The 19,839-nt window shown below is 57.3% G+C and carries 22 protein-coding genes and 1 riboswitch; of the genes, 9 read left to right on the plus strand and 13 right to left on the minus strand.

All coding sequences use genetic code 11. The features are described 5' to 3' along the window. Window positions 1–60: 60 nt before the first annotated feature. The 10 genes from AC2FJ5_RS17510 to miaB form a co-directional block, all read right to left on the minus strand. Window positions 61–678 carry a (d)CMP kinase gene (locus AC2FJ5_RS17510; RefSeq protein WP_496794147.1) on the minus strand — a complete coding sequence of 206 codons (618 nt, stop codon included), beginning with the start codon at window positions 676–678 and terminating at the stop codon, window positions 61–63. Between the two features lie 5 nt (window positions 679–683). After that, window positions 684–2,036 carry a 3-phosphoshikimate 1-carboxyvinyltransferase gene (gene aroA, locus AC2FJ5_RS17515; protein WP_496794148.1) on the minus strand — a complete coding sequence of 451 codons (1,353 nt, stop codon included), beginning with the start codon at window positions 2,034–2,036 and terminating at the stop codon, window positions 684–686. Between the two features lie 69 nt (window positions 2,037–2,105). After that, window positions 2,106–2,816, minus strand: coding sequence for a tRNA (guanine(46)-N(7))-methyltransferase TrmB (gene trmB, locus AC2FJ5_RS17520; protein WP_281973465.1), 711 nt, complete (start codon window positions 2,814–2,816; stop codon window positions 2,106–2,108). Between the two features lie 129 nt (window positions 2,817–2,945). Beyond that, complete coding sequence (gene metK, locus AC2FJ5_RS17525; protein ID WP_142639436.1) at window positions 2,946–4,127, minus strand: methionine adenosyltransferase; 1,182 nt, start codon at window positions 4,125–4,127, stop codon at window positions 2,946–2,948. A 5-nt stretch (window positions 4,128–4,132) separates the two neighbouring features. Then, a riboswitch (SAM-SAH riboswitch) is annotated at window positions 4,133–4,181 on the minus strand. A 42-nt stretch (window positions 4,182–4,223) separates the two neighbouring features. After that, window positions 4,224–5,720 carry an apolipoprotein N-acyltransferase gene (gene lnt / locus AC2FJ5_RS17530; protein ID WP_496794150.1) on the minus strand — a complete coding sequence of 499 codons (1,497 nt, stop codon included), beginning with the start codon at window positions 5,718–5,720 and terminating at the stop codon, window positions 4,224–4,226. After that, entirely contained in the window at window positions 5,717–6,604 is an 888-nt protein-coding gene (locus AC2FJ5_RS17535) for a hemolysin family protein (RefSeq protein ID WP_142639432.1), read from the minus strand. Before AC2FJ5_RS17535 ends, lnt begins: the two co-directional genes overlap by 4 nt. 35 nt (window positions 6,605–6,639) lie before the next feature. Then, entirely contained in the window at window positions 6,640–7,134 is a 495-nt protein-coding gene (gene ybeY, locus AC2FJ5_RS17540) for an rRNA maturation RNase YbeY (protein ID WP_496794151.1), read from the minus strand. Between the two features lie 39 nt (window positions 7,135–7,173). Further along, window positions 7,174–8,196, minus strand: coding sequence for a PhoH family protein (locus AC2FJ5_RS17545; protein ID WP_142639428.1), 1,023 nt, complete (start codon window positions 8,194–8,196; stop codon window positions 7,174–7,176). A gap of 142 nt (window positions 8,197–8,338) precedes the next feature. Next, window positions 8,339–9,103 (minus strand): outer membrane protein, encoded by a 765-nt coding sequence (locus AC2FJ5_RS17550; RefSeq protein WP_496794152.1) that lies wholly within the window; start codon window positions 9,101–9,103, stop codon window positions 8,339–8,341. A gap of 182 nt (window positions 9,104–9,285) precedes the next feature. Beyond that, window positions 9,286–10,605 carry a tRNA (N6-isopentenyl adenosine(37)-C2)-methylthiotransferase MiaB gene (miaB, locus tag AC2FJ5_RS17555; protein WP_496794154.1) on the minus strand — a complete coding sequence of 440 codons (1,320 nt, stop codon included), beginning with the start codon at window positions 10,603–10,605 and terminating at the stop codon, window positions 9,286–9,288. A 121-nt stretch (window positions 10,606–10,726) separates the two neighbouring features. On the opposite strand from miaB, the gene AC2FJ5_RS17560 reads away from it, so the two are divergent. Beyond that, window positions 10,727–11,590, plus strand: a complete 864-nt coding sequence (locus tag AC2FJ5_RS17560) for a glycosyltransferase family protein (protein ID WP_496794203.1) — start codon at window positions 10,727–10,729, stop codon at window positions 11,588–11,590. Between the two features lie 5 nt (window positions 11,591–11,595). Here the strand turns inward: AC2FJ5_RS17560 and AC2FJ5_RS17565 are convergent, their stop codons facing one another. Continuing rightward, entirely contained in the window at window positions 11,596–12,393 is a 798-nt protein-coding gene (locus AC2FJ5_RS17565; protein ID WP_271951572.1) for a phytanoyl-CoA dioxygenase family protein, read from the minus strand. Window positions 12,394–12,479: 86 nt separating this feature from the next. Here AC2FJ5_RS17565 and AC2FJ5_RS17570 point away from each other — a divergent pair, with 86 nt between their 5' ends. Continuing rightward, entirely contained in the window at window positions 12,480–13,370 is an 891-nt protein-coding gene (locus AC2FJ5_RS17570) for a LysR family transcriptional regulator (protein ID WP_496794155.1), read from the plus strand. A gap of 2 nt (window positions 13,371–13,372) precedes the next feature. On the opposite strand, the gene irrA is transcribed toward AC2FJ5_RS17570, so the two are convergent. Then, window positions 13,373–13,789 (minus strand): iron response transcriptional regulator IrrA, encoded by a 417-nt coding sequence (gene irrA / locus AC2FJ5_RS17575; RefSeq protein WP_142639421.1) that lies wholly within the window; start codon window positions 13,787–13,789, stop codon window positions 13,373–13,375. 187 nt (window positions 13,790–13,976) lie between these two features. Here irrA and fabA point away from each other — a divergent pair, with 187 nt between their 5' ends. Genes fabA through AC2FJ5_RS17595 form a run of 4 tightly spaced genes read left to right on the plus strand, consistent with a single transcriptional unit; the run spans window position 13,977 to window position 16,789 of the window. Beyond that, window positions 13,977–14,486: a bifunctional 3-hydroxydecanoyl-ACP dehydratase/trans-2-decenoyl-ACP isomerase gene (gene fabA, locus AC2FJ5_RS17580; RefSeq protein ID WP_496750987.1), complete on the plus strand. Its 510-nt coding sequence runs from the start codon at window positions 13,977–13,979 to the stop codon at window positions 14,484–14,486. Between the two features lie 31 nt (window positions 14,487–14,517). Beyond that, window positions 14,518–15,747, plus strand: a complete 1,230-nt coding sequence (gene fabB / locus AC2FJ5_RS17585; RefSeq protein WP_142639417.1) for a beta-ketoacyl-ACP synthase I — start codon at window positions 14,518–14,520, stop codon at window positions 15,745–15,747. Between the two features lie 5 nt (window positions 15,748–15,752). Further along, window positions 15,753–16,544, plus strand: a complete 792-nt coding sequence (locus tag AC2FJ5_RS17590; RefSeq protein ID WP_496692942.1) for an enoyl-ACP reductase FabI — start codon at window positions 15,753–15,755, stop codon at window positions 16,542–16,544. 59 nt (window positions 16,545–16,603) lie between these two features. After that, entirely contained in the window at window positions 16,604–16,789 is a 186-nt protein-coding gene (locus tag AC2FJ5_RS17595; RefSeq protein WP_496692941.1) for a hypothetical protein, read from the plus strand. A gap of 15 nt (window positions 16,790–16,804) precedes the next feature. Here AC2FJ5_RS17595 and AC2FJ5_RS17600 read toward each other — a convergent pair whose 3' ends face one another. Beyond that, complete coding sequence (locus AC2FJ5_RS17600; protein ID WP_142639411.1) at window positions 16,805–17,233, minus strand: FKBP-type peptidyl-prolyl cis-trans isomerase; 429 nt, start codon at window positions 17,231–17,233, stop codon at window positions 16,805–16,807. Between the two features lie 109 nt (window positions 17,234–17,342). Between AC2FJ5_RS17600 and AC2FJ5_RS17605 the strand changes: the two genes are divergently transcribed. From AC2FJ5_RS17605 to AC2FJ5_RS17615, 3 genes are read left to right on the plus strand one after another with little or no spacing between them, the layout of a single operon-like run. Next, window positions 17,343–18,029 carry a haloacid dehalogenase type II gene (locus tag AC2FJ5_RS17605; RefSeq protein WP_496794156.1) on the plus strand — a complete coding sequence of 229 codons (687 nt, stop codon included), beginning with the start codon at window positions 17,343–17,345 and terminating at the stop codon, window positions 18,027–18,029. After that, window positions 18,029–18,856 carry an alpha/beta fold hydrolase gene (locus AC2FJ5_RS17610; RefSeq protein ID WP_496794157.1) on the plus strand — a complete coding sequence of 276 codons (828 nt, stop codon included), beginning with the start codon at window positions 18,029–18,031 and terminating at the stop codon, window positions 18,854–18,856. The genes AC2FJ5_RS17605 and AC2FJ5_RS17610 overlap by 1 nt, the downstream gene beginning before the upstream one ends. Next, window positions 18,853–19,827, plus strand: a complete 975-nt coding sequence (locus tag AC2FJ5_RS17615; RefSeq protein WP_282022271.1) for a threonine ammonia-lyase — start codon at window positions 18,853–18,855, stop codon at window positions 19,825–19,827. Before AC2FJ5_RS17610 ends, AC2FJ5_RS17615 begins: the two co-directional genes overlap by 4 nt. Window positions 19,828–19,839: the final 12 nt, after the last annotated feature.

The following is a 19,839-nucleotide window of genomic DNA, read 5'->3' on the forward strand; positions in this document are numbered from 1 at the left end:
CTCGGGCACTGGCCAAACAAAGCTTAGTGAACAAAGTTGTGTTTGCTCTGGCAAACGGCCCTAGGGCAGAACTGGTTCGATGACCTCAATCGCGCGGGCGAGAGCTGCGTCAATGCTCAGGTCCGAGGTATCCAGTATGACCGCATCCTCAGCTGGCTTCATAGGTGCATTGCTGCGTTCGGCATCCCGAGCGTCCCGCTCACGCACATCGGCCAACACCTGTGCGCGTGTAACCTCATGGCCCTTGGCGTCCAGTTCCAGAAACCGTCTCTCAGCGCGCACTTCGGCGCTGGCGGTGACAAACAGTTTAACCTCGGCCCGCGGGCAAATAACGGTTCCGATGTCACGACCGTCCAACACTGCACCGCCCGCGCGGCGCGCAAAGGCGCGCTGAAAATCGACCAATGCAGCCCGCACCTCGGGGATAACTGCAACTTTCGAGGCCGCTTGCGCGATTTCAGCCGTGCGCAGATCACCCTGATCCAGGTCCTCGGCTGTCAGCGTTTGCGCGGCACTAACCGGGTCGGCACCTTCCAGCGTTCTGCGGCCAACCGCACGGTAAAGCAGGCCGGTATCGAGATGCGCAAACCCGAAATGGGCGGCAACGGCATTGGAAATCGTGCCCTTCCCCGCTGCTGCCGGGCCATCGATTGCTATGGTGAAACTGGCAACTGCCATCGCATTTACCGGTTGTTTCGCTGCAGCCGCGCACCAAGGCCAGCCATCAACGGTTCGAAGATCGGGAAAGACGTTGCGATCGGGCCGCCATCGTCGACTCCGACCGGATTTTTCGCCCCCATACCCATAACCATAAAGGACATCGCGATCCGGTGATCCAGAAAGCTCTCACAGGTGCCGCCGCCGGGAACATTGCCAATTCCCAGACCGTCCACCGACCACCAATCATCGCCCTCATCGACGGTGACGCCATTAACGCGCAGGCCGCGGGCCATCGCATCAATACGGTCGCTTTCCTTGACGCGCAGCTCTTTCACGCCGCCCATCATCGTGGTGCCAGTGGCATTTGCCGCGACCACAGACAGAACAGGGTATTCGTCAATCATCGACGCCGCCCGTTCCGGAGGAACCGAGATTCCCTTCATATCGGGCGAATAACGCGCGCGCAGATCCGCAACCGGTTCGCCGCCCTCTTCGCGCTCATTCTCGTAGGTCAGGTCAGCACCCATCTCACGCAGAGTGGTAAACAGACCCGCGCGGGTCGGGTTCAGGCCGATGCCCGGAACCAGAACATCAGACCCGGGGGTGATCAGCGCCGCACAGACCGGGAAGGCCGCGCTGGAGGGATCACGGGGGACCGCGATCACCTGCGGCTTCAATTCGGGCCGCCCGGTCAGGGTGATAACGCGCCCCTCATCGGTATCCTCGACTGTGATTTCGGCACCAAACCCGGCCAGCATCCGTTCGGAATGGTCCCGGGTCGCTTCGGCCTCAATCACCACGGTCTTGCCCGGTGCGTTCAGACCTGCCAACAAAACGGCAGATTTCACCTGTGCGGAGGGAACAGGAACCTCGTACTTTACTGGGACAGGGTCTGCTGCACCCACAATCGTCATAGGTAGGCGCCCCCCGGTGCGTCCCACAGATTGCGCACCAAACAACGCCAGAGGATCGGTTACCCGCGCCATAGGGCGTTTGTTGAGGCTGGCATCCCCCGTGAATGTCGCGGAAATCGCAGAGGTCGCCATCGCACCCATGATCAACCGAACGCCGGTGCCCGAGTTGCCGCAGTCAATAACCTGATCGGGTTCGGCAAAGCCACCGACGCCCACACCATGGACTGACCATTCGCCACCCCCGTGATCCGTCACCTCAGCCCCAAATGCACGCATCGCCTTTGCGGTGTCCAGAACGTCCTCACCCTCCAACAGACCGGTGATCCGGGTTTCACCCACGGCCATCGCGCCCAGGATCAGCGATCGGTGCGAGATCGACTTGTCACCAGGCACCTCGGCCGTTCCGGTCAGCGGACCGCAAGGGTGCGAGGTCATCGGGATGGGCGTGCCGTGTCCGGACATGGGGGCTCCTGTTTTCGCTATCAGTTCCCAAGCCGATTAGCGAATTGGGGCCGCTTGGTCCAGCCGCAATCAGTCGTTGCGGCGGAAGGTCAGGTAATGCGGTGTCCGCCCTTCGCGCAGGGCCTTCTGCTCATAGCGCGTGGAAATCCAGTCTTCCCAGGGCTCGCGCCAATCGGTGGGGCGTTCCGCCAACCATTCGAAACCAGCGCCCGGCACCTCTTCCAACGTTTGGCGGACATAGTCGGGAATATCTGTGGCAACACGAAAGATCGCGCCCGGTTTCAACGACCGCGCCAACGGCTCCAGATGCTCTGGGGTCACGAACCGACGGCGGTGATGCCGGGTTTTGGGCCAGGGATCGGGGTACAGAAGAAAGGCGCGTGATATGCTGGCTTCGGGCAAGACATCAAAAAGATCGCGCGCATCGCCGGGATGCACCGCCAGATTCTCGACCCCAGCCTTGCGAATCTTGCCCAACAACATGGCAACACCGTTGATATAGGGTTCAGCCCCAATGATACCGATATCGGGATTGCTGGCCGCCTGATGCACCAGATGCTCGCCCCCGCCAAAGCCGATCTCAAGCCAGACATCCTTGCCACCGAACAGGGCCTTCAGATCCAGCGGGCTGCGTTCAGGATTGCTCTCCCAGTCCACAGCACCCGGAGACAGCGCAACGAGGTCTTCGCTTAGATACGTCTTTTGGCTTTGCTTCAGGGTCTTGCCTTTGAAGCGGCCATAAAAGTTTCTGCGGGGGCGTTGGGGGGTCTGGGTGCTCATGGCGGTGCCCATACTGCGGGGACGGCTCAGAGGCAAGGGGCGGCGGCAGAGCAGAATAGCCGCCGCCTCTCATACAATTCCCAAGAAATAGTCGCGCCCGCAAGGGCGCACCTATTAATAACAGTCAGATCAAACCGCCGCTTTCAACGCGTCTGCTAGATCTGTGCGCTCCCAGCTGAAACCTCCATCCGCTTCCGGCTGGCGGCCAAAATGGCCATAGGCTGCTGTGCGCTGATAGATCGGCTTGTTCAGCTCCAGATGCTGACGGATGCCGCGTGGGGTCAGGTCCATCACCTGGCCGACGGCTTTTTCAATCCGATCATCCGCGATCTGCCCCGTGCCATGCGTATCCGCATAGATCGACAGAGGCCGGGAAACGCCAATGGCATAGCTCAGCTGGATCGTGCAACGCTCGGCCATTCCCGCGGCTACGACATTCTTGGCCAGATAGCGCGCGGCATAAGCCGCCGAACGGTCCACCTTGGTCGGGTCTTTACCCGAAAACGCTCCGCCACCATGAGGCGCTGCACCACCATAAGTGTCCACGATGATCTTACGACCGGTCAGACCCGCATCTCCGTCCGGACCGCCAATGACGAACTTGCCGGTTGGGTTGACGTGCCAATCGGTCTGATCGGTCAGCCAACCCTCGGGCAGAGTTTCGGTGATATACGGCTCAACAATGGCACGAATATCGGCCGAGCTCAGCGTCTCATCCAGATGCTGGGTCGACAGAACGATCGAGCTGACGCCAACCGGCTTGCCATCCTGGTAGATCACTGACAGCTGCGATTTCGCATCCGGGCCCAGCGCAGGCTCGGTCCCGTTCTTGCGGACCTCGGCCAGACGGCGCAGGATTGCATGGGAATACTGGATCGGCGCAGGCATAAGCGCGGGTGTCTCGGTGGTAGCATAGCCGAACATGATGCCCTGATCACCAGCACCTTCGTCCTTGTCACCCGACGCATCTACGCCCTGCGCAATATGTGCAGATTGCTCATGCAGCAGGTTCGTAACTTCTACCGTCTCGTGGTGGAACTTATCCTGCTCATAGCCGATATCCTTGATACAGGCGCGGGCGATCTCGTCGATGCGGCCCATATAGTCATGCAGCTTGTCCTGATCAGACAGCCCCACTTCGCCGCCGATCACCACGCGATCCGTTGTCGCAAAGGTCTCGCACGCAACGCGTGCCTCGGGTTCTTCGTTCAGAAATGCGTCAAGTACAGCATCGGAAATACGGTCACAAACCTTATCCGGATGCCCTTCGGAAACGGATTCCGAAGTAAAGGTATAGTTCTGTCGGGACATACAAGTGCTCCATTAAGATTACCCCGTCACGCCAGGAAGCCGTTGTGATGGGCACAAGAGGGGATAAGCCCCCCGAAACTGAGGGTCAATGCGAAATCATAGGTTTCGCCGCTGCAGCCCGTACCAAAACAGGCTAAACAGCACCAATAACACGGCAAAGACAGGATTATCTCCCATTCGGGAATAAGCTGTCGGTGGAAGAGGCGCCGGAAGCCCGGCATCAATATAGCCCGCCTGCCCAAGCGGCAGGGCCTCGGTGATCCGGCCCAGCGGGTCAATCATGGCGGAGACGCCGGTATTGGCCGAACGCATCATGGGCAGCCCCTGCTCGATGGCGCGCATTTGTGCCTGAGCCAGGTGCTGATACGGTCCCGAGCGCGTTCCGAACCACGCATCATTGGTGATTTGCAGAAGGAAATCAGCGCGCCCCGGCGCGGAAAGGACATCCTGGGTGAACACAGCTTCGTAGCAGATCAACGGCAGCGCTTTACCCAATGGGCCTGCATCCAGCAGCGCCGCCCCCGACCCGGCGCTGAACCCATGTCCGGTGGTTGCAGCCATGCCATAGATCCCGAACCGCGCCATCACGTCGCCAAACGGTACATATTCGCCAAAAGGCGCCAGATGATGTTTGTCGTACAGCCCCTGCTGAGCCCCATCCACATCAAGGTAGATCATCGAGTTGTAGATACGCGGCCCGTCGCCTCGTTGAATTCCCAGAACAACCGGCGTGCCTTGCGCCGCCTCGGCGATGGCATCCAGATACGGCTGCGCGCTGCCCAGCCAGGCGGGAACCGAGGTTTCAGGCCAAACGATCAGGTCTGGCTGTGGTTCGGCGGCAGTAAACTCGATCTGACGTGCGAAGAAAAGAGGTGCAAACTCTGGATCCCATTTCTGATGTTGCAACGCATTGGGCTGAACCAAGCGAACGATATGTCCCGTTTCGACCACAGCGGGCCGCGTCCCCGCATAGCCCAAAGCCAATGCGACCGATGCCACACTGATGCCCAAGGGCACGAATACTCCGGAACGCAGCGCCAAAGCCGCCCCTAGTGGCAGCGTCGCCACCAAGGTCAGCGCCCCAAGCCCGTAAGGCCCAAAAAGTGACAGTAGCTGCACAACAGGGGTCTCGACCCAGACCTGCGCCAGCCCGGCCCAGGGGAACCCGGTCAGAACATAACCGCGGGCACATTCCGCCAACGAAATTGCCAAGGCGAGAAACAACGCCTGTGAAACCCCGCGCGTGCCGGGCCTGCGAGCAACCCAGAATGCCAGCGCCCAGAACAGCGCCAAACCACCAGCCATGAAGACCAAAGCAAACGGAGCCATCCAAGCGTGACGATCGGCGTCCACCAGAAACGGCTCGACAATCCAGCTGAGTGCATGTGCGAAATACCCGGTCCCAAACGCCCAACCGATCCACGCCGCACGCGCACGTGTCTCGGTGCTCTGAAATATCGGTGCGACCAACACCAGCGCCAATACAGAAGCCACCCAATACCCAAAGGGAGCCAGACCAAATGCAGCCAGCCCTCCCAACAAACCAGAAAGGACAAATCTAAGCCAAATGGGCCAAGCCCGTATCAGGTTCATGCAACGATATCCGGCAGCATGACACGCAGCCGTTTGATGCGCCGCGGATCCGCATCAATCACCTCAAATTCAGGCCCTTCCGGATGCAGAACAACCTCTCCTCGTGCCGGAACCCGTCCGGACAACATGAAGACCAACCCGCCAAGCGTGTCGATCTCTTCTTCATCGACATCCTCGTGGCTGGTCAGGGATCGCCCGATCTCGGCTTCGAAGTCTTCAAGGGGTATCCGCGCCTGCACCACATAACATCCAGGTTTTTCCTGAACCCAAAGTTGGCTTTCATCCGCGTCATGTTCATCCGCGATCTCACCAACAACCTGTTCGATCAGGTCTTCGATCGTCAGCAACCCGTCGACACCACCATATTCGTCGATCACCAATGCCATGTGGCGGCGCTCGGTTTGCATTTTGGTCATCAGCACACCGATCGGCATCGAAGGCGGCACGAACAGCAATGTCCGCAACATCGACACCAGATCAAACTCAGTCGAGCCGCCGTTGAACCCGTGCGTCAACGCGAAATCTTTCAGGTGGATAAAACCCAAAGGCGTATCCAGCGTTCCTTCATATACAGGTATCCTGGACAGACCGCTTTCCCGGAAAACCTGGGCCAGCTCATCTTTGGATATCGTCGACGGTACTGACACGATCTCGACCGTGGGAATCGCCACATCCTCGACCCGCATCCGGCGCAGGTTAATCATGCCGCGAGGTTGAGCCGGATCGACCTCTTGCCCATTGACCTCAGAAGCCGAGTCTTCACTCTGCGTTGAGAACGCATCCACTATTCGAGAGAAAAGTCCTGGTCTCTCAGTGACATTTTCGTTGCCGTCCTTCGGTTGCGCGCCCTGCGCCGCCATAGAACTGCCGTCTGTTTCGCCCATTTTCCCATTCCAAATGATAAGCCGAAAGGCTCGCTCTAAGCATTATATGGGTCATCAATACCCAGTTTGCCAAGTATCTCCACCTCAACACCCTCCATCAGCGTGGCGTCGAGATCACGAATGTGATCATAACCCAGCAAATGCAACAGGCCATGAACAATCAGATGTGTGACATGATCATCCATGTTTTTCCCTGCCTCCGCCGCCTCGCGAGCACAAGTATCATAAGAAATCGCGATATCGCCCAGAGCAATTTCCCCTGAGAAATCGGGTTCAGGGAGTATCGGAGTCTGCCCGGCGGAGTCCGCAGCCAAATCTTCGGCTGGCCAGCTAAGCACATTGGTCGGTGACGCCTTTTCGCGGAATTCCGTGTTCAACTGGGCGATCCGTGCATCGTCGCATCCCAGCAGACTAACCTCACACAGGTCCGCATCAAGATCGCAATGATCCAAAACCGCCCTTGTGGCGCGCTCTGCCAAAAATTCGAGCCCGTCCCAGCGCGGGTCTTCAACCGATAGTTCCAGGTTCATGCCGCCATGTCCAAAATCCCGATACCGGGACCCAGAAGATCAACCCGTTTCACGGCCCGTATCGGCCTCATACGCCTCGATGATCGCGGCGACAAGTGGGTGCCGGACAACATCCTTGGAGGTGAAATAGTTGAAGCTGATATTTGGTATCGTGCTCAACAGCCGTTCTGCATCCGCCAATCCCGACTGAACCCCGCGCGGCAGGTCAACCTGTGACCGGTCGCCTGTTATGACCATGCGGCTGCCTTCGCCCAAACGGGTCAGGAACATTTTCATCTGCATGGTCGTGGCGTTCTGCGCCTCATCCAGCACAACGAAGGCGTTCGCGAGCGTACGGCCACGCATGAACGCCAGAGGTGCAATCTCGATGCGCTTTTCCTCGATCAGCTTGGCCAGTTGTTTCCCGGGCAAAAAATCATTCAGCGCATCATAGAGCGGCTGCATATAGGGATCGACCTTGTCCTTCATGTCGCCAGGTAGATATCCCAGCTTTTCGCCCGCTTCGACGGCGGGACGACTGAGGATGATGCGGTCGACATGTCCGCCGATAAACATCGATACGCCAACGGCCACGGCCAGATAGGTCTTACCTGTGCCCGCCGGACCTATGCCAAAGGCCAGCTCATTGTTGAACAAGGACTGAACATAGACCTTCTGGGCGTCAGTACGCGGCTCGACCAGCTTTTTGCGGGTTTTGATTTCAACCGAACCACCCTTGAACATCTCAAGCTGATCGCCATCCCGGCTGCCGGTTCCTGTTTCCGACCCGCCCATGCGAAGTTCGCGGTCTACATCCGCTGCTTCTACGTCACGACCACCTTCCAGGCGGGTATACAGCGCTTGCAGAACTTCGATCGCCTGTTTTTGGGATTCGTCGTCACCCATGACAACCAGTTGGTTGCCACGGCGCACGATCTGCACGGTCAGCTTCTGTTCGATTTCGGTCAGGTTGCGGTCATATTCGCCGCAAAGATCTATCAATAACCGATTGTCTGGAAATTCAACAAACGCTTCCCGCTGGGGCGTTTCATTTTGCGGTGGGTTCAGGGCACCAATGGCCAATCCGCTCTCCTGTCTGGGCGTTTCACCCCAAGCGTAGACAACATTTCTTGGTGGGCGCAAGCCAGAGATTCAAATTTTCCGTACAGAATGGTAAAACCGCCGATCAAGTTGGAGGCAACGCGAACGTTCTAAACAGGCAAACCTAGAACTGATAGTTCAGGCCAAACCGCAAACCACGGTAACGGGGCGTCGATTTGGTCGTAAACCCGTTGTCAAATTCGACGGTTTCAGAATCGAACCGGACGTATTCATATTCCCCAGTGATCGACCAGTTCTCATTCAATTTGTGCTCGGCGCCAATGCTGGCCGAGAACCCTTTTCGACTGTCTTTATCCTGAAAGGACTGGGTTGTTGCCCCGGATGTAATCGAACTGGTCGTGGTTATATCGCCATGCACGTAACCAACGGAAATAAAGTATAACACTCTGCCACTTGGGTTTGTCAGACCGTTCCGAAAGCGAATTGAGATGACATCCGAAATCTCTGAACCGCCATTGACGACCGAGGTTCCGATCTGCGTCGACACTTCATCGTCCAGAAATCCGAAATCATAGCCCAACTCGACCCCATAGACGTAGTCACGCCCGCCTTTTGCGGGCAGAAGACCGCGCCAACCGCCCCGAATACCACCGTAACTGCCGGTGAGGTCCAATTCGCCGACAGCGAACGTATCTGTAGGCGTCGTCAGGCCAAAGCGGTCCGAGCCGCTGGTCGAATAGCCGGCTGTCAAACCCAGATAGAAGGCGCTGACATCGCTGCCATACCGTGCTGACGATATTACCGGCGGTTCAGATAAATCCGGATCCAGATTCCCTGCGGCAGCGGAATTGAGTACCAGAAACAACGCGGCCATTGCGGGAAGAGCAACCCTGATATTAGGCCCTGCACTAAATCTCAAAAGTTTCACTCGCACCCTCCGTCATCCCGATCCGACACCAGGATCAGCACTGATATGCCGTTTCAGGAGGCGTTAGCCTAGGCCCCGAAAAAACCTGACTTTTCTCGGAACATAATTCCAAGTGATAAATCAAGGGTAAATCTTGGAAACAAATACCAGCGATGGTATCCGCATCACAGATAAAGGACGGGTCAGAGCAACTGCCCCGCCAGAGAATTCGCACCTGATCCGGTGATCAAAACGTCCCGCAACGCACCAATCTCCACATCCGCGTCAGAGACGTGAACCGAATGAAGATATTCAGATTTTCCCACCATCTGTCCCGGCAACCGGCCGGTTTTTTCGAACAGAACGCGGACTTTGCGTCCAACCATGGCATCCTGAATTTCGCGCTGATGACGCGTGATCAATCCCTGCAGCCGCTGTAGGCGGTCATCCGCCACCCCAGGATCAACCTGAGACCGCTCGGCTGCGGGCGTTCCCGGGCGCGTCGAATACTTGAACGAATAGGCATAGCCGTATTTGACCTGCTCGACCAAATCCATGGTGGCCTGAAAATCTTCGTCGGTTTCTTCAGGGAACCCAACGATGAAATCACCAGACATGACAATATCCGGACGCGCAGCGCGGATACGCTCGATCAGACGCAAATAGCTTTCGGCTGTGTGACTGCGGTTCATTCGCTTCAGAATGCGATCCGAACCCGACTGGACCGGTAAATGAAGATAGGGCATCAGTTTTTCGCAGGTGCCGTGCGCCTCGATCAGGTCGTCGGCCATGTCATTCGGGTGCGACGTGGTAAAGCGGATGCGCTCTAGCCCGTCGACCTTGTTCAACTCCCAGATCAGTCCCGCCAGCGTCATGTCGCCGTTCGGTCCAGCACCGTGATAGGCGTTGACGTTCTGACCCAGCAGAGTGATCTCGCGCACGCCACGTTCGACCAGATCCTGTGCCTCGCGGATAATACGGTCCACCGGACGGCTGACTTCGGCGCCTCGGGTATAGGGCACGACACAAAAGGCACAGAATTTATCGCAGCCTTCCTGAACGGTCAGAAAAGCGGTGGGGCCACGTTTGGCTTTGGGACGATTCTTGAGCTTTTCGAACTTGTCTTCTTCGGGGAAATCCGTGTCCAGTGCCTTGGCACCTTCGCGCGTCTTGGCTTCCATCTCAGGCAGACGGTGATAGCTTTGTGGGCCAACCACCAGATCGACCAGGGGCTGACGGCGCATGATTTCTTCGCCCTCGGCCTGCGCGACGCAGCCCGCGACCCCGATCTTGAGATCGGGTTTTTCGGCTTTCAACCCTTTGAAACGCCCCAGCTCGGAATAGACCTTTTCGGCTGCTTTTTCCCGGATGTGACAGGTGTTCAGCAGAATCATATCCGCGTCATCCGGGCTCTGGGTTTCGACATAGCCCTGCCCGCCCAGGGTCTCGGCCATACGCTCGCTGTCATAGACGTTCATCTGGCAACCATAGGTCTTGATGTACAGCTTTTTGGGTTCTGACATGGGGTTGGGCCTTTGCGTTCGCGGGATCGGCGTCATCTATACCCAACGAACGCCGCTTGCAATGCCAGCGCGATTACCCGATTTTGGCCGAAAACTCCAGTTGGACGGGGCCGGACAGGCAATGCAGTACGACAGTCTCACTTCTTTCCTTCAATCCGGCAAGGCCGCGTTGGCCAAAGGTCCGGTTGCGATGATCTTCGCCGAAGACGATGTCGAGATCGACGGCACCATCCGGCACCATCTGAACCTTGGCTTCAAATCACTGATCGTGTTCATGCCCGAAGCCTTTACGCTGGATTCTGAACTGACCGAGCGTATCCACAGAGTGACACTGACCTGCGCACCGAGAACCGTCGTCTTTGACACGATTAATCAGGTCATCCGGGCCGCTCCTGACCTTTGGATGTATTACTGCTATAACGCTGAATACCTGTTCTTCCCCTTCTGCGAAACGCGCACGATCGGCGAGTTACTGGCCTTTCACACCGAAGAACGCAGAAACGCCATGCTAACCCATGTGATCGACCTGTATGCTGATGACCTGGGCGCGTTTCCAAACGGGGTTGCCCCTGACCAAGCCATGCTGGACAGCACCGGGTATTACGCACATGCCCGACACAATGCCGAAGGACACCCGCTGGAAAGACAGCTGGACATATCCGGCGGATTGCGCTGGCGGTTCGAAGATCACATCCCCTATGAACGCCGCCGCATCGACAGAATCGGGCTGTTCAAATCGCGAAATGATCTGTTGTTACTGCCCGACCACACGTTCAATGAGCCCGAGTACAACACCTATTCTTGCCCCTGGCACCACAATCTGACGGCGGCGATCTGTTCCTTCCGCGCAGCCAAGGCGCTTAAAAGCAACGCGGGGTCGACCTTCGACATCCCCAGCTTCCGCTGGCGCAATTCGGCTCGGTTCCAGTGGTCATCCCAGCAGCTGTTAGAATTGGGGCTCATCGAATCGGGGCAGTGGTTCTAGGCAGCTCAGCGTCGCAGCAGAACCGGGAACCAATCTTCCCGCAAACGCTGCCCGGGCTGCATGTCGTGGCCCGGAAACGGAGGCGAAGTGCGCCCCGGACGTTCCACATATCGCGCATCCTCCCCAACCAACCGCAAAGAAAAAGCACGGCGGCGGCTGTCAGACTGGTTTCCACGCGCGCCATGCAGCGTACGGTAGTTGAAGGCAACCGCGTCACCGGGTTCCATTTCGAATTCAACCACCCTCATACCTTCGGCATCGGGGTCGGGAATGGGGATGTACTGGCCTTCATCCGCGAAAAACCCTTCTTCCGAGACCCAACGCGTGGGCAGAACCTCTTTCTCCCATCTATGTGAACCCGCCACACAACGAAGGGTGGCCTGTGTCACCGGGTCCAATGGCGACCAGAAACTGATCGTCTGACTGCCCTCGACGAAATAGTATGGCCCATCCTGGTGCCACGGCGTTGCCATCGACGTGCCTGGTTCTTTCACCAGAACATGGTCATGGAACATTTGTACGGTTTGCGACTGCATCAGATCCGCTGCGACCTCGGCTGCCGGTGAATTGTGGATCACGTTCTGGAACTGTTCGATACGCGACCAGTTGCAGTAATCATCAAAGAACAGACCGGTCTCGCCCTGTTTTTGGTTGTCCGACGCATATGGTCCAGGTTCAGCCATATTGGCCGCGATGCCGTCACGCAGCGTATCCACGTAGTCGGCGAACAAACCTTTGATCAGAACCACGCCGTCCTGTTGATATGTGTCAATCATCTCTTGCGTAACCAGGGGGTGTGCCATCTGCGCCTCCGTTCGAATTTAACCTGAATTTGCTCATGAAATTTTCACCTATTCAAATAATATCTTTGAAATGTATAGTTAACCTTATGTTATACGTTACCCTGCGCCAATATGAATATGTCTGCGCCATCGGACGGCATGGCAGCCTGTCTGCTGCAGCGTTGCATCTAAATGTTTCGCAGCCAGCCCTGTCGAATGCGCTAACCCGGGTCGAAGACCAGTTGGGCTATCCGCTGTTTATCCGAAAGCGCGGAGCGGCCATGGCGCTGACACCGCAGGGACGCAGCTTTATTGAAAACGCCGAGGCCCTGCTGACACGTGCCGCACGTTTGGAAAATTCTGGAACAGACGGGACCGCAACCACGCGCCTGCGTCTGGGCTGTTTCGACGACCTCGCGCCTTTCCTGCTGGCAAAAGCTCTGCATAGCCTGCGACAGAACATGCCCAAAGTTGATATCACGTATCGCGTAGACGAATTTCAGGGCCTGATTTCCGGCCTCGTCAATGGTGAGATCGACCTTGCGCTGACCTATGGTCTAACGCTGGATGCCGCCTTTTCCACCACCACCTTGTTCACCAACCGACCCATCGCAGTCATGTCAGAAGGCCATCCGCTAGCACATCATGCACAGGTGTCATTGCACGATATCGTGGCCCACCCGCTGATCCTGTCGAACGAGGGGCTCTCTGCGCAGCATTTCCTTGGTCTGTTCCGTCAACTCGGACAGAACCCAACTGTCGCACATCGGGCCGCGTCGCCCGAGATCCAACGCAGCCTCGCGGCGCATGGCGAAGGCGTTGCCATCAGCTATGCCAACATTCCTGCCAAGACCAGCTATGACGGGATGCCGTTGGTCAGCATACCTGTGTCAGATGAAATCGCAGCAGAACCCGTTGTTGTGGCACGGCATGGAACAGGCCCTATGGATCCGCATAGCGAAAAGGCACAGCACATCCTGACCGGACTGATGACTTAAGTTTACTTTTTACGCAGACGGATCACAACGTCGACTGACGCGATCTCAACCCCTTCAGGCGCGTCGGGCAGTCGCTGGATGACCAGCTGTTCGGACGGAGCATCGCTGAGCCGGCCCTCATCTTCCCAATAGAAATGCGGATGATCATGCGTGTTGGTGTCGAAATAGCTTTTCGATCCGTCAACGGTAATTTCTTGCAGAACCCCGGCATCGCAAAAGGCGCGCAACGTGTTGTAAACCGTCGCCAGAGAAACAGCATCTCCGTTCTGTTTGGCCGATTCAAACAGGCTTTCGGCGGTGACGTGGCGATGGCGGCCATCACCGACCAGCAGCTCTGCCAATGCTACGCGCTGACGCGTCGGACGTAATCCGGCGTGAACCAACCAACCTGTGGCTATGCTCTGGCAATCTGCTGTCATCAGTCCAATACCAATTTGTTGCTGAGGTATATATAAGTGCTGTAGTCAGGTAATTTCAAATGAATTTCATTCGCAGAGAATAATGTAAACACAACATGATGTAGGCCACTGCTCTTGCAGGACCTTGCATACGGGTGCTAGACGAGACCAAATTAGATGGAAAGACCCCTGGCAGGAGAGGCGCAGAATGGCCCAATTCCCAAGCAGCTTTGACAAGGACGATCTGCTGAAATGCGCCCGCGGCGAACTATTCGGCCCCGGGAACGCACAGTTGCCCGCCCCGCCGATGTTGATGATGGATCGGATCACCGAGATTTCGGCCAATGGTGGCGCCCATGGCAAAGGTCATATTCTTGCTGAATTCGACATTACGCCCGACCTTTGGTTCTTTGATTGCCATTTCCCCGGCAACCCGATCATGCCCGGCTGCTTGGGCTTGGACGGTTTGTGGCAGCTGACCGGATTCAACCTGGGCTGGCGCGGCTGGCAAGGGCGCGGCATGGCCGTTGGAGTGGGCGAGGTCAAGCTGACAGGTATGGTACGCCCGGACCGCAAGATGCTGACCTATAAAATCGACTTCAAGAAAGCGATCCAGACCCGCCGCCTGACTATGGGTGTCGCAGATGGTATCGTCGAAGCCGACGGTGAGATGATTTACGATGTCAAGGACATGAAAGTAGTTCTGTCCGAAGCCTGAGCCTGACCGGCCCCAAATAAGGAGCACGCACATGCGTCGAGTAGTTGTCACCGGCTTGGGAGTTGTCTCTTCCATCGGGAACAATGCCGAAGAGGTTCTGACCTCACTCAAGGCCGGCAAGTCCGGCATCGTGGCCAATGACCAGATGGTCGAACATGGCTTTCGTAGCCAGATCGCCGGGTCGCTCAAAATCGACGTTAGCGAACATGTGGACAAGCGCACCCTGCGCTTTATGGGTCCCGGAGCGGCCTATGCGCATATCGCGATGAGCCAGGCGATTGCCGATTCAGGATTGACCGAAGACCAGGTTGCCAACCCACGTACCGGCCTTGTCGCCGGATCGGGCGGACCGTCGACCAGCGCTATGCTGACCGCACATCAGACCGTGCTGAAAAACGGCGCGACCAAGCGGATCGGCCCGTTTGCAGTTCCTAAATGCATGTGCTCAACCATTTCGGCCAACCTTGCGACCGCCTTCAAGATCAAGGGCATCAATTACTCGATCACTTCGGCCTGTTCGACCTCGTTGCATTGCATCGGCAATGCCGCAGAACAGATCATGATGGGCAAACAAGATGTAATGTTCGCGGGCGGCGGGGAAGAGCTGGACTGGACCTTGTCCTGTCTGTTCGATGCAATGGGTGCGATGTCGTCGAAATACAACGATGCGCCCGAAAAAGCTTCTCGTGCATTCGACCAAGACCGCGACGGGTTCGTGATATCCGGCGGAGGCGGTATTGTCGTGCTGGAAGATCTGGAACACGCATTGGCACGCGGCGCCAAAATCTATGCTGAAGTGACGGGTTTTGCAGCAACCTCCGACGGTCACGACATGGTAGCCCCATCTGGCGAAGGTGGCGAACGCGCCATGCGTCTGGCGCTGGACACCCTGCCCGAAGGCCGCAAGGTCGACTACATCAATGCCCATGGCACCTCGACCCCGGTCGGAGATGTCGGCGAAGTCGAAGCTGTACGCCGTATTTTTGGCGAGGGTAGCGTGCCGCCGATTTCCTCGACCAAGTCGATGACAGGCCATGCACAAGGTGCGGCTGGCGCGCTCGAGGCTATTTTCTGCCTTTTGATGCTCGAACATGATTTTATAACGCCGTCGATCAACGTCGACACGCTTGCCGAGGGCATCCAGCCCGGAGAAATTGCAACTCAGCTAGTTGAAAATGCAGGTTTGGACAGCGTCATGACCAACAGCTTCGGCTTTGGTGGGACGAACGGGTCCATGGTTCTTTCAAAGTATAACGGGTGAATGGAATGTCAGATCTAATGAAAGGCAAACGCGGCCTCGTTATGGGCGTGGCGAATGACCGTTCGATCGCATGGGGCATCGCAAAGGCCATGCACGAAGCGGGCGCCGAATTGGCATTCACCTATCAGGGCGAGGCATTCGGAAAGCGGCTGGAACCGCTGGCGCAGAACCTTGGCAGCGATTTCATGGTCGATGCGGACGTCACCGATGACGAGTCGTTGGATCGCGCTTTTGACGAGCTTGCCCAGCGCTGGCCCACCATAGATTTTGTTGTCCACGCCGTCGCCTATTCTGACAAATCCGAGCTCACAGGCCGGTTCCTGGACACCAGCCGGGCGAATTTCAAGAATTCGATGGATATTTCGGCCTATTCGCTGATCGAAGTGGCCCGCCGCGCCTATCCGATGATGAAAGAAAACGGCGGTACGATCCTGACGCTGACCTATCAGGGGTCTAACCGGGTTGTGCCCAACTACAACGTAATGGGTGTGGCCAAAGCTGCGCTGGAATCAGCGACCCGTTATCTGGCCAACGATCTTGGACCTGACGGAATCCGGGTGAACGCAATCTCTCCGGGTCCGATGAAAACACTGGCCGGGGCGGCCATCGGTGGGGCCCGCAAGACTTTCAAGTTCTGCGACCAGAACGCTCCAATGCGCAGCAATGCCACGCTTGAGGCTGTCGGCGGCACCGCGGTTTATCTGGCTTCGGATGCGGGGGCCTGCACCTCGGGCGAAGTTATTCGTGTTGATGGTGGCTTCCACGTTCTGGGAATGCCTCAACCGGACCATATGTGACCATTTCTTTCCCTGTCAGTGCCAAGATTTGACCATCTTTCGCAGGCAGGGATAGTTGCATGAACAAAGCAGAGCAAATCATCGCCAGCAGCAAGCGGGTTTCCCGCCAAAAACCGGGTTTTCTGGGGTTTAAGGGCCGCGTCGTCTTGATGACCCTAACAATGCTGCTGATGCTGTTTGTATTCTTCACTCAGCCGCATGTACGCGAGATCTTTGCATCATGGACCAGCCTGTTTTCAGGCTGATCCAGATCACGAAACTCAATTCACCGAAACCACTTCTATTTCGAAAATCAGGTCCCTTCCGGCCAGAGGATGGTTCGCGTCCAGCGTGACGGTCACCTCATCAGCCTCGACAACAGTTACCGGCAATGCGTGCCCTTCGGGCGTTTGCATCTGTAACTGGGTGCCGGGTTCAAGCGGGATGTCGTCCGGAATACCTTCGCGTGGAATGCTCTGGCGCATTTCGGGATTGATCGGCCCATAAGCATCAACGCAGGCGATCTCGACACGTTTTTTGTCCCCGGCCACCAGACCAGGCATAGCACTGTCCAATCCGGGAATGATCTGCCCAGACCCCACCTCGAATTCCAGCGGATCGCGCCCTTGTGAACTGTCAAAGACATTCCCGTCCTGCAACGTACCGGTATAGTGGATGCGAACTGTGTCGCCCTGTTTTATCGCTGTCATTTTGGCCTCCGGCCGATAAAAAATTGAGCGGTCAAACCTAGGCAATGAAGCAACATTGTAAACCCTTAGCACTTTTGCAAACCTGCACCGAATGAACGGAGGGGAATTGATGCCGATCACAACCTGCATTTTTGATGCATACGGCACGTTGTTCGATGTGGCCGCAGCCGCAAGGCAAGCTGCATCAGAACCCGGCTTTGAGGCGTTACAGCAGAAATGGCCGGATCTGGCCAATCACTGGCGCCTGAAACAGTTGCAATACACCTGGCTGCGTGCGGTGGCCGATGCACATGCAGATTTTTGGGACGTCACCCAAGACGGTCTGGATTGGGCACTAGAGGCAACGGGGCTGGACCAGCACCCGGCCCTACGCCAGCACCTGCTTGATCTCTACTGGGAATTGCAGGCCTATCCCGAGGTTCCCGAAATGCTGGCCACCCTGAAGGCCGGCGGGATGCAGACTGCGATCTTGTCGAACGGATCACCGCCGATGCTGGATGGTGCGGTTCAATCCGCAGGTATAAGCGGCGTTCTGGATGATATTCTGTCGGTCGAAAGCGTCGGCGTCTTCAAACCGCATGCCAAGGTTTATGATCTGGTCGCGCAGAGCTTCGGCTGCGAGCGCGACGAAGTCTTGTTCGTCAGCTCAAATGGCTGGGACGCAGCGGGGGCCAGTGGCTATGGTTTCGTCACCGCCTGGGTCAACCGAGCGAACGAACCAATGGATCGGTTGCCATGGCAGCCAACGCATGTACTGTCCGACCTGACATCCATTCCGGAACTTGCAGGACTCTGATGCCATTTTTTTCGACCAACGACGGCAAACGCCTCTATTTCGAAGACACCGGCAGCGGCAGGCCGGTCCTGTGTCTGGCAGGCCTTACCCGAAACAGCCGGGATTTCTCATTTCTTGCCCCGCACATGACCGATTGGCGGATGATCGCGATGGATTATCGCGGGCGCGGGCAATCCGAGCATGACTCGGATCACGGGAACTATAGCCTGTTACGCGAATCTCAGGACGTGATCGATCTGCTGGATCATCTTGGCCTGGATCAGGTGACCGTGATTGGGACCTCACGTGGAGGCCTGATCGCGATGACCTTGGCCACCACCAACCCAAAGCGGCTGGCGGCTGTTGTGCTCAATGATGTTGGTCCGGTCTTTAATCCATCGGGCATCGCCAAAATAATGGAATATGTCGGCAAACAACCGGTCTCGAAAACCTATGACGAGGCCGCGCACGCGCTTCAGCACATGATGGGCCCGCAGTTTCCAGGGATTTCGCTGGAAAGATGGCGGCAGATTGCTGAATTTCAAAATCAGGAAACGACAGAGGGTTTGACCCTGCGCTATGATCCGGCCCTGCGCACAGCGCTGCTGGAACAGGCCGCAGCCGGGGCAATCCCGGATATGTGGATGTTCTTCGAGGCCCTGCACGACATCCCAACGGGTGTCATTCGCGGTGAAAATTCCGATCTTCTGAGCGCGCAGACATTGGCCGAGATGCAGAACCGGCATCCGGGGTTGATCTCGGCTACCGTGCCCGATCGCGGACACGTGCCGTTTCTGGACGAACCTCAATCATTGGGCGTTATTCGCAAAGTACTGGACGCGGCATGAGCACACTTGAAATGATCGAAGCCGCAGCCCTGCGTCTGCAAGGGCACGTCAGAGAAACACCAATCCTGACCTCTCCGTTTTTGGATGAAATCGCGGGACGCCGCGTGTTGGTAAAACCGGAATGCCTGCAGCACACCGGCAGTTTCAAGTTTCGCGGGGCGTGGTCGGCCATTTCGGGCCTCAGTGAAGCAGACCGAAAGAAAGGTGTGATCGCCTATTCCTCGGGCAATCATGCTCAGGGCGTGGCTTATGCCGCCGCACAGCATGGTATTTCGGCTGTTATCATCATGCCCTCGGATGCCCCAAAGCTCAAAATCGACAACACGCGCGCGCTGGAGGCCGAGGTGGTTCTGTACGACCGCGCCAATGAAAGCCGCGAAGAGATCGGCGAAGCCCTGGCATCCGAGCGCGGCCTGACCTTGATCCGCCCCTATGATGAGCCGCTGGTGATCGCCGGGCAAGGCACAACCGGGCTGGAAATCGCGCGCCAGGCGGCTGTGCTGGGCGTCGAACAGGCTGATGTGCTGGTCTGTTGCGGCGGCGGGGGGCTGACCTCGGGTATTGCGCTTGCGCTCGAGGGGCACGCACCCGGTCTGCGCGCCCGCCCCTGCGAGCCCGAAGGGTTTGACGACGTCAAACGCTCGTTGGCACTGGGACGAATACAAAACAACGCGGCCACATCTGGCAATATCTGCGACGCCATTCTGACCCCGCAACCCGGCGACATCACCTTTCCGATCCTGCAACGGCTGTGCGGTCCCGGCCTGTCTGTGACCGAAGAAGAGGCGATGCGCGCCATGGCTTTGGCCTTTCTGCGCCTGAAGATCGTGCTGGAACCGGGCGGTGCGGTTTCCCTGGCCGCAGCGTTGTTTCGCAGGTCCGAAATTCAAGGAGACGCCGTTATCATTGTCGCATCGGGTGGCAATGCGGACCCGGACGTTTTTGCCAAAGCTATGGAGTTCCTGACCTGACAACCGCCGTCG

This window comes from Ruegeria sp. CDSA221 (assembly GCF_059611825.1).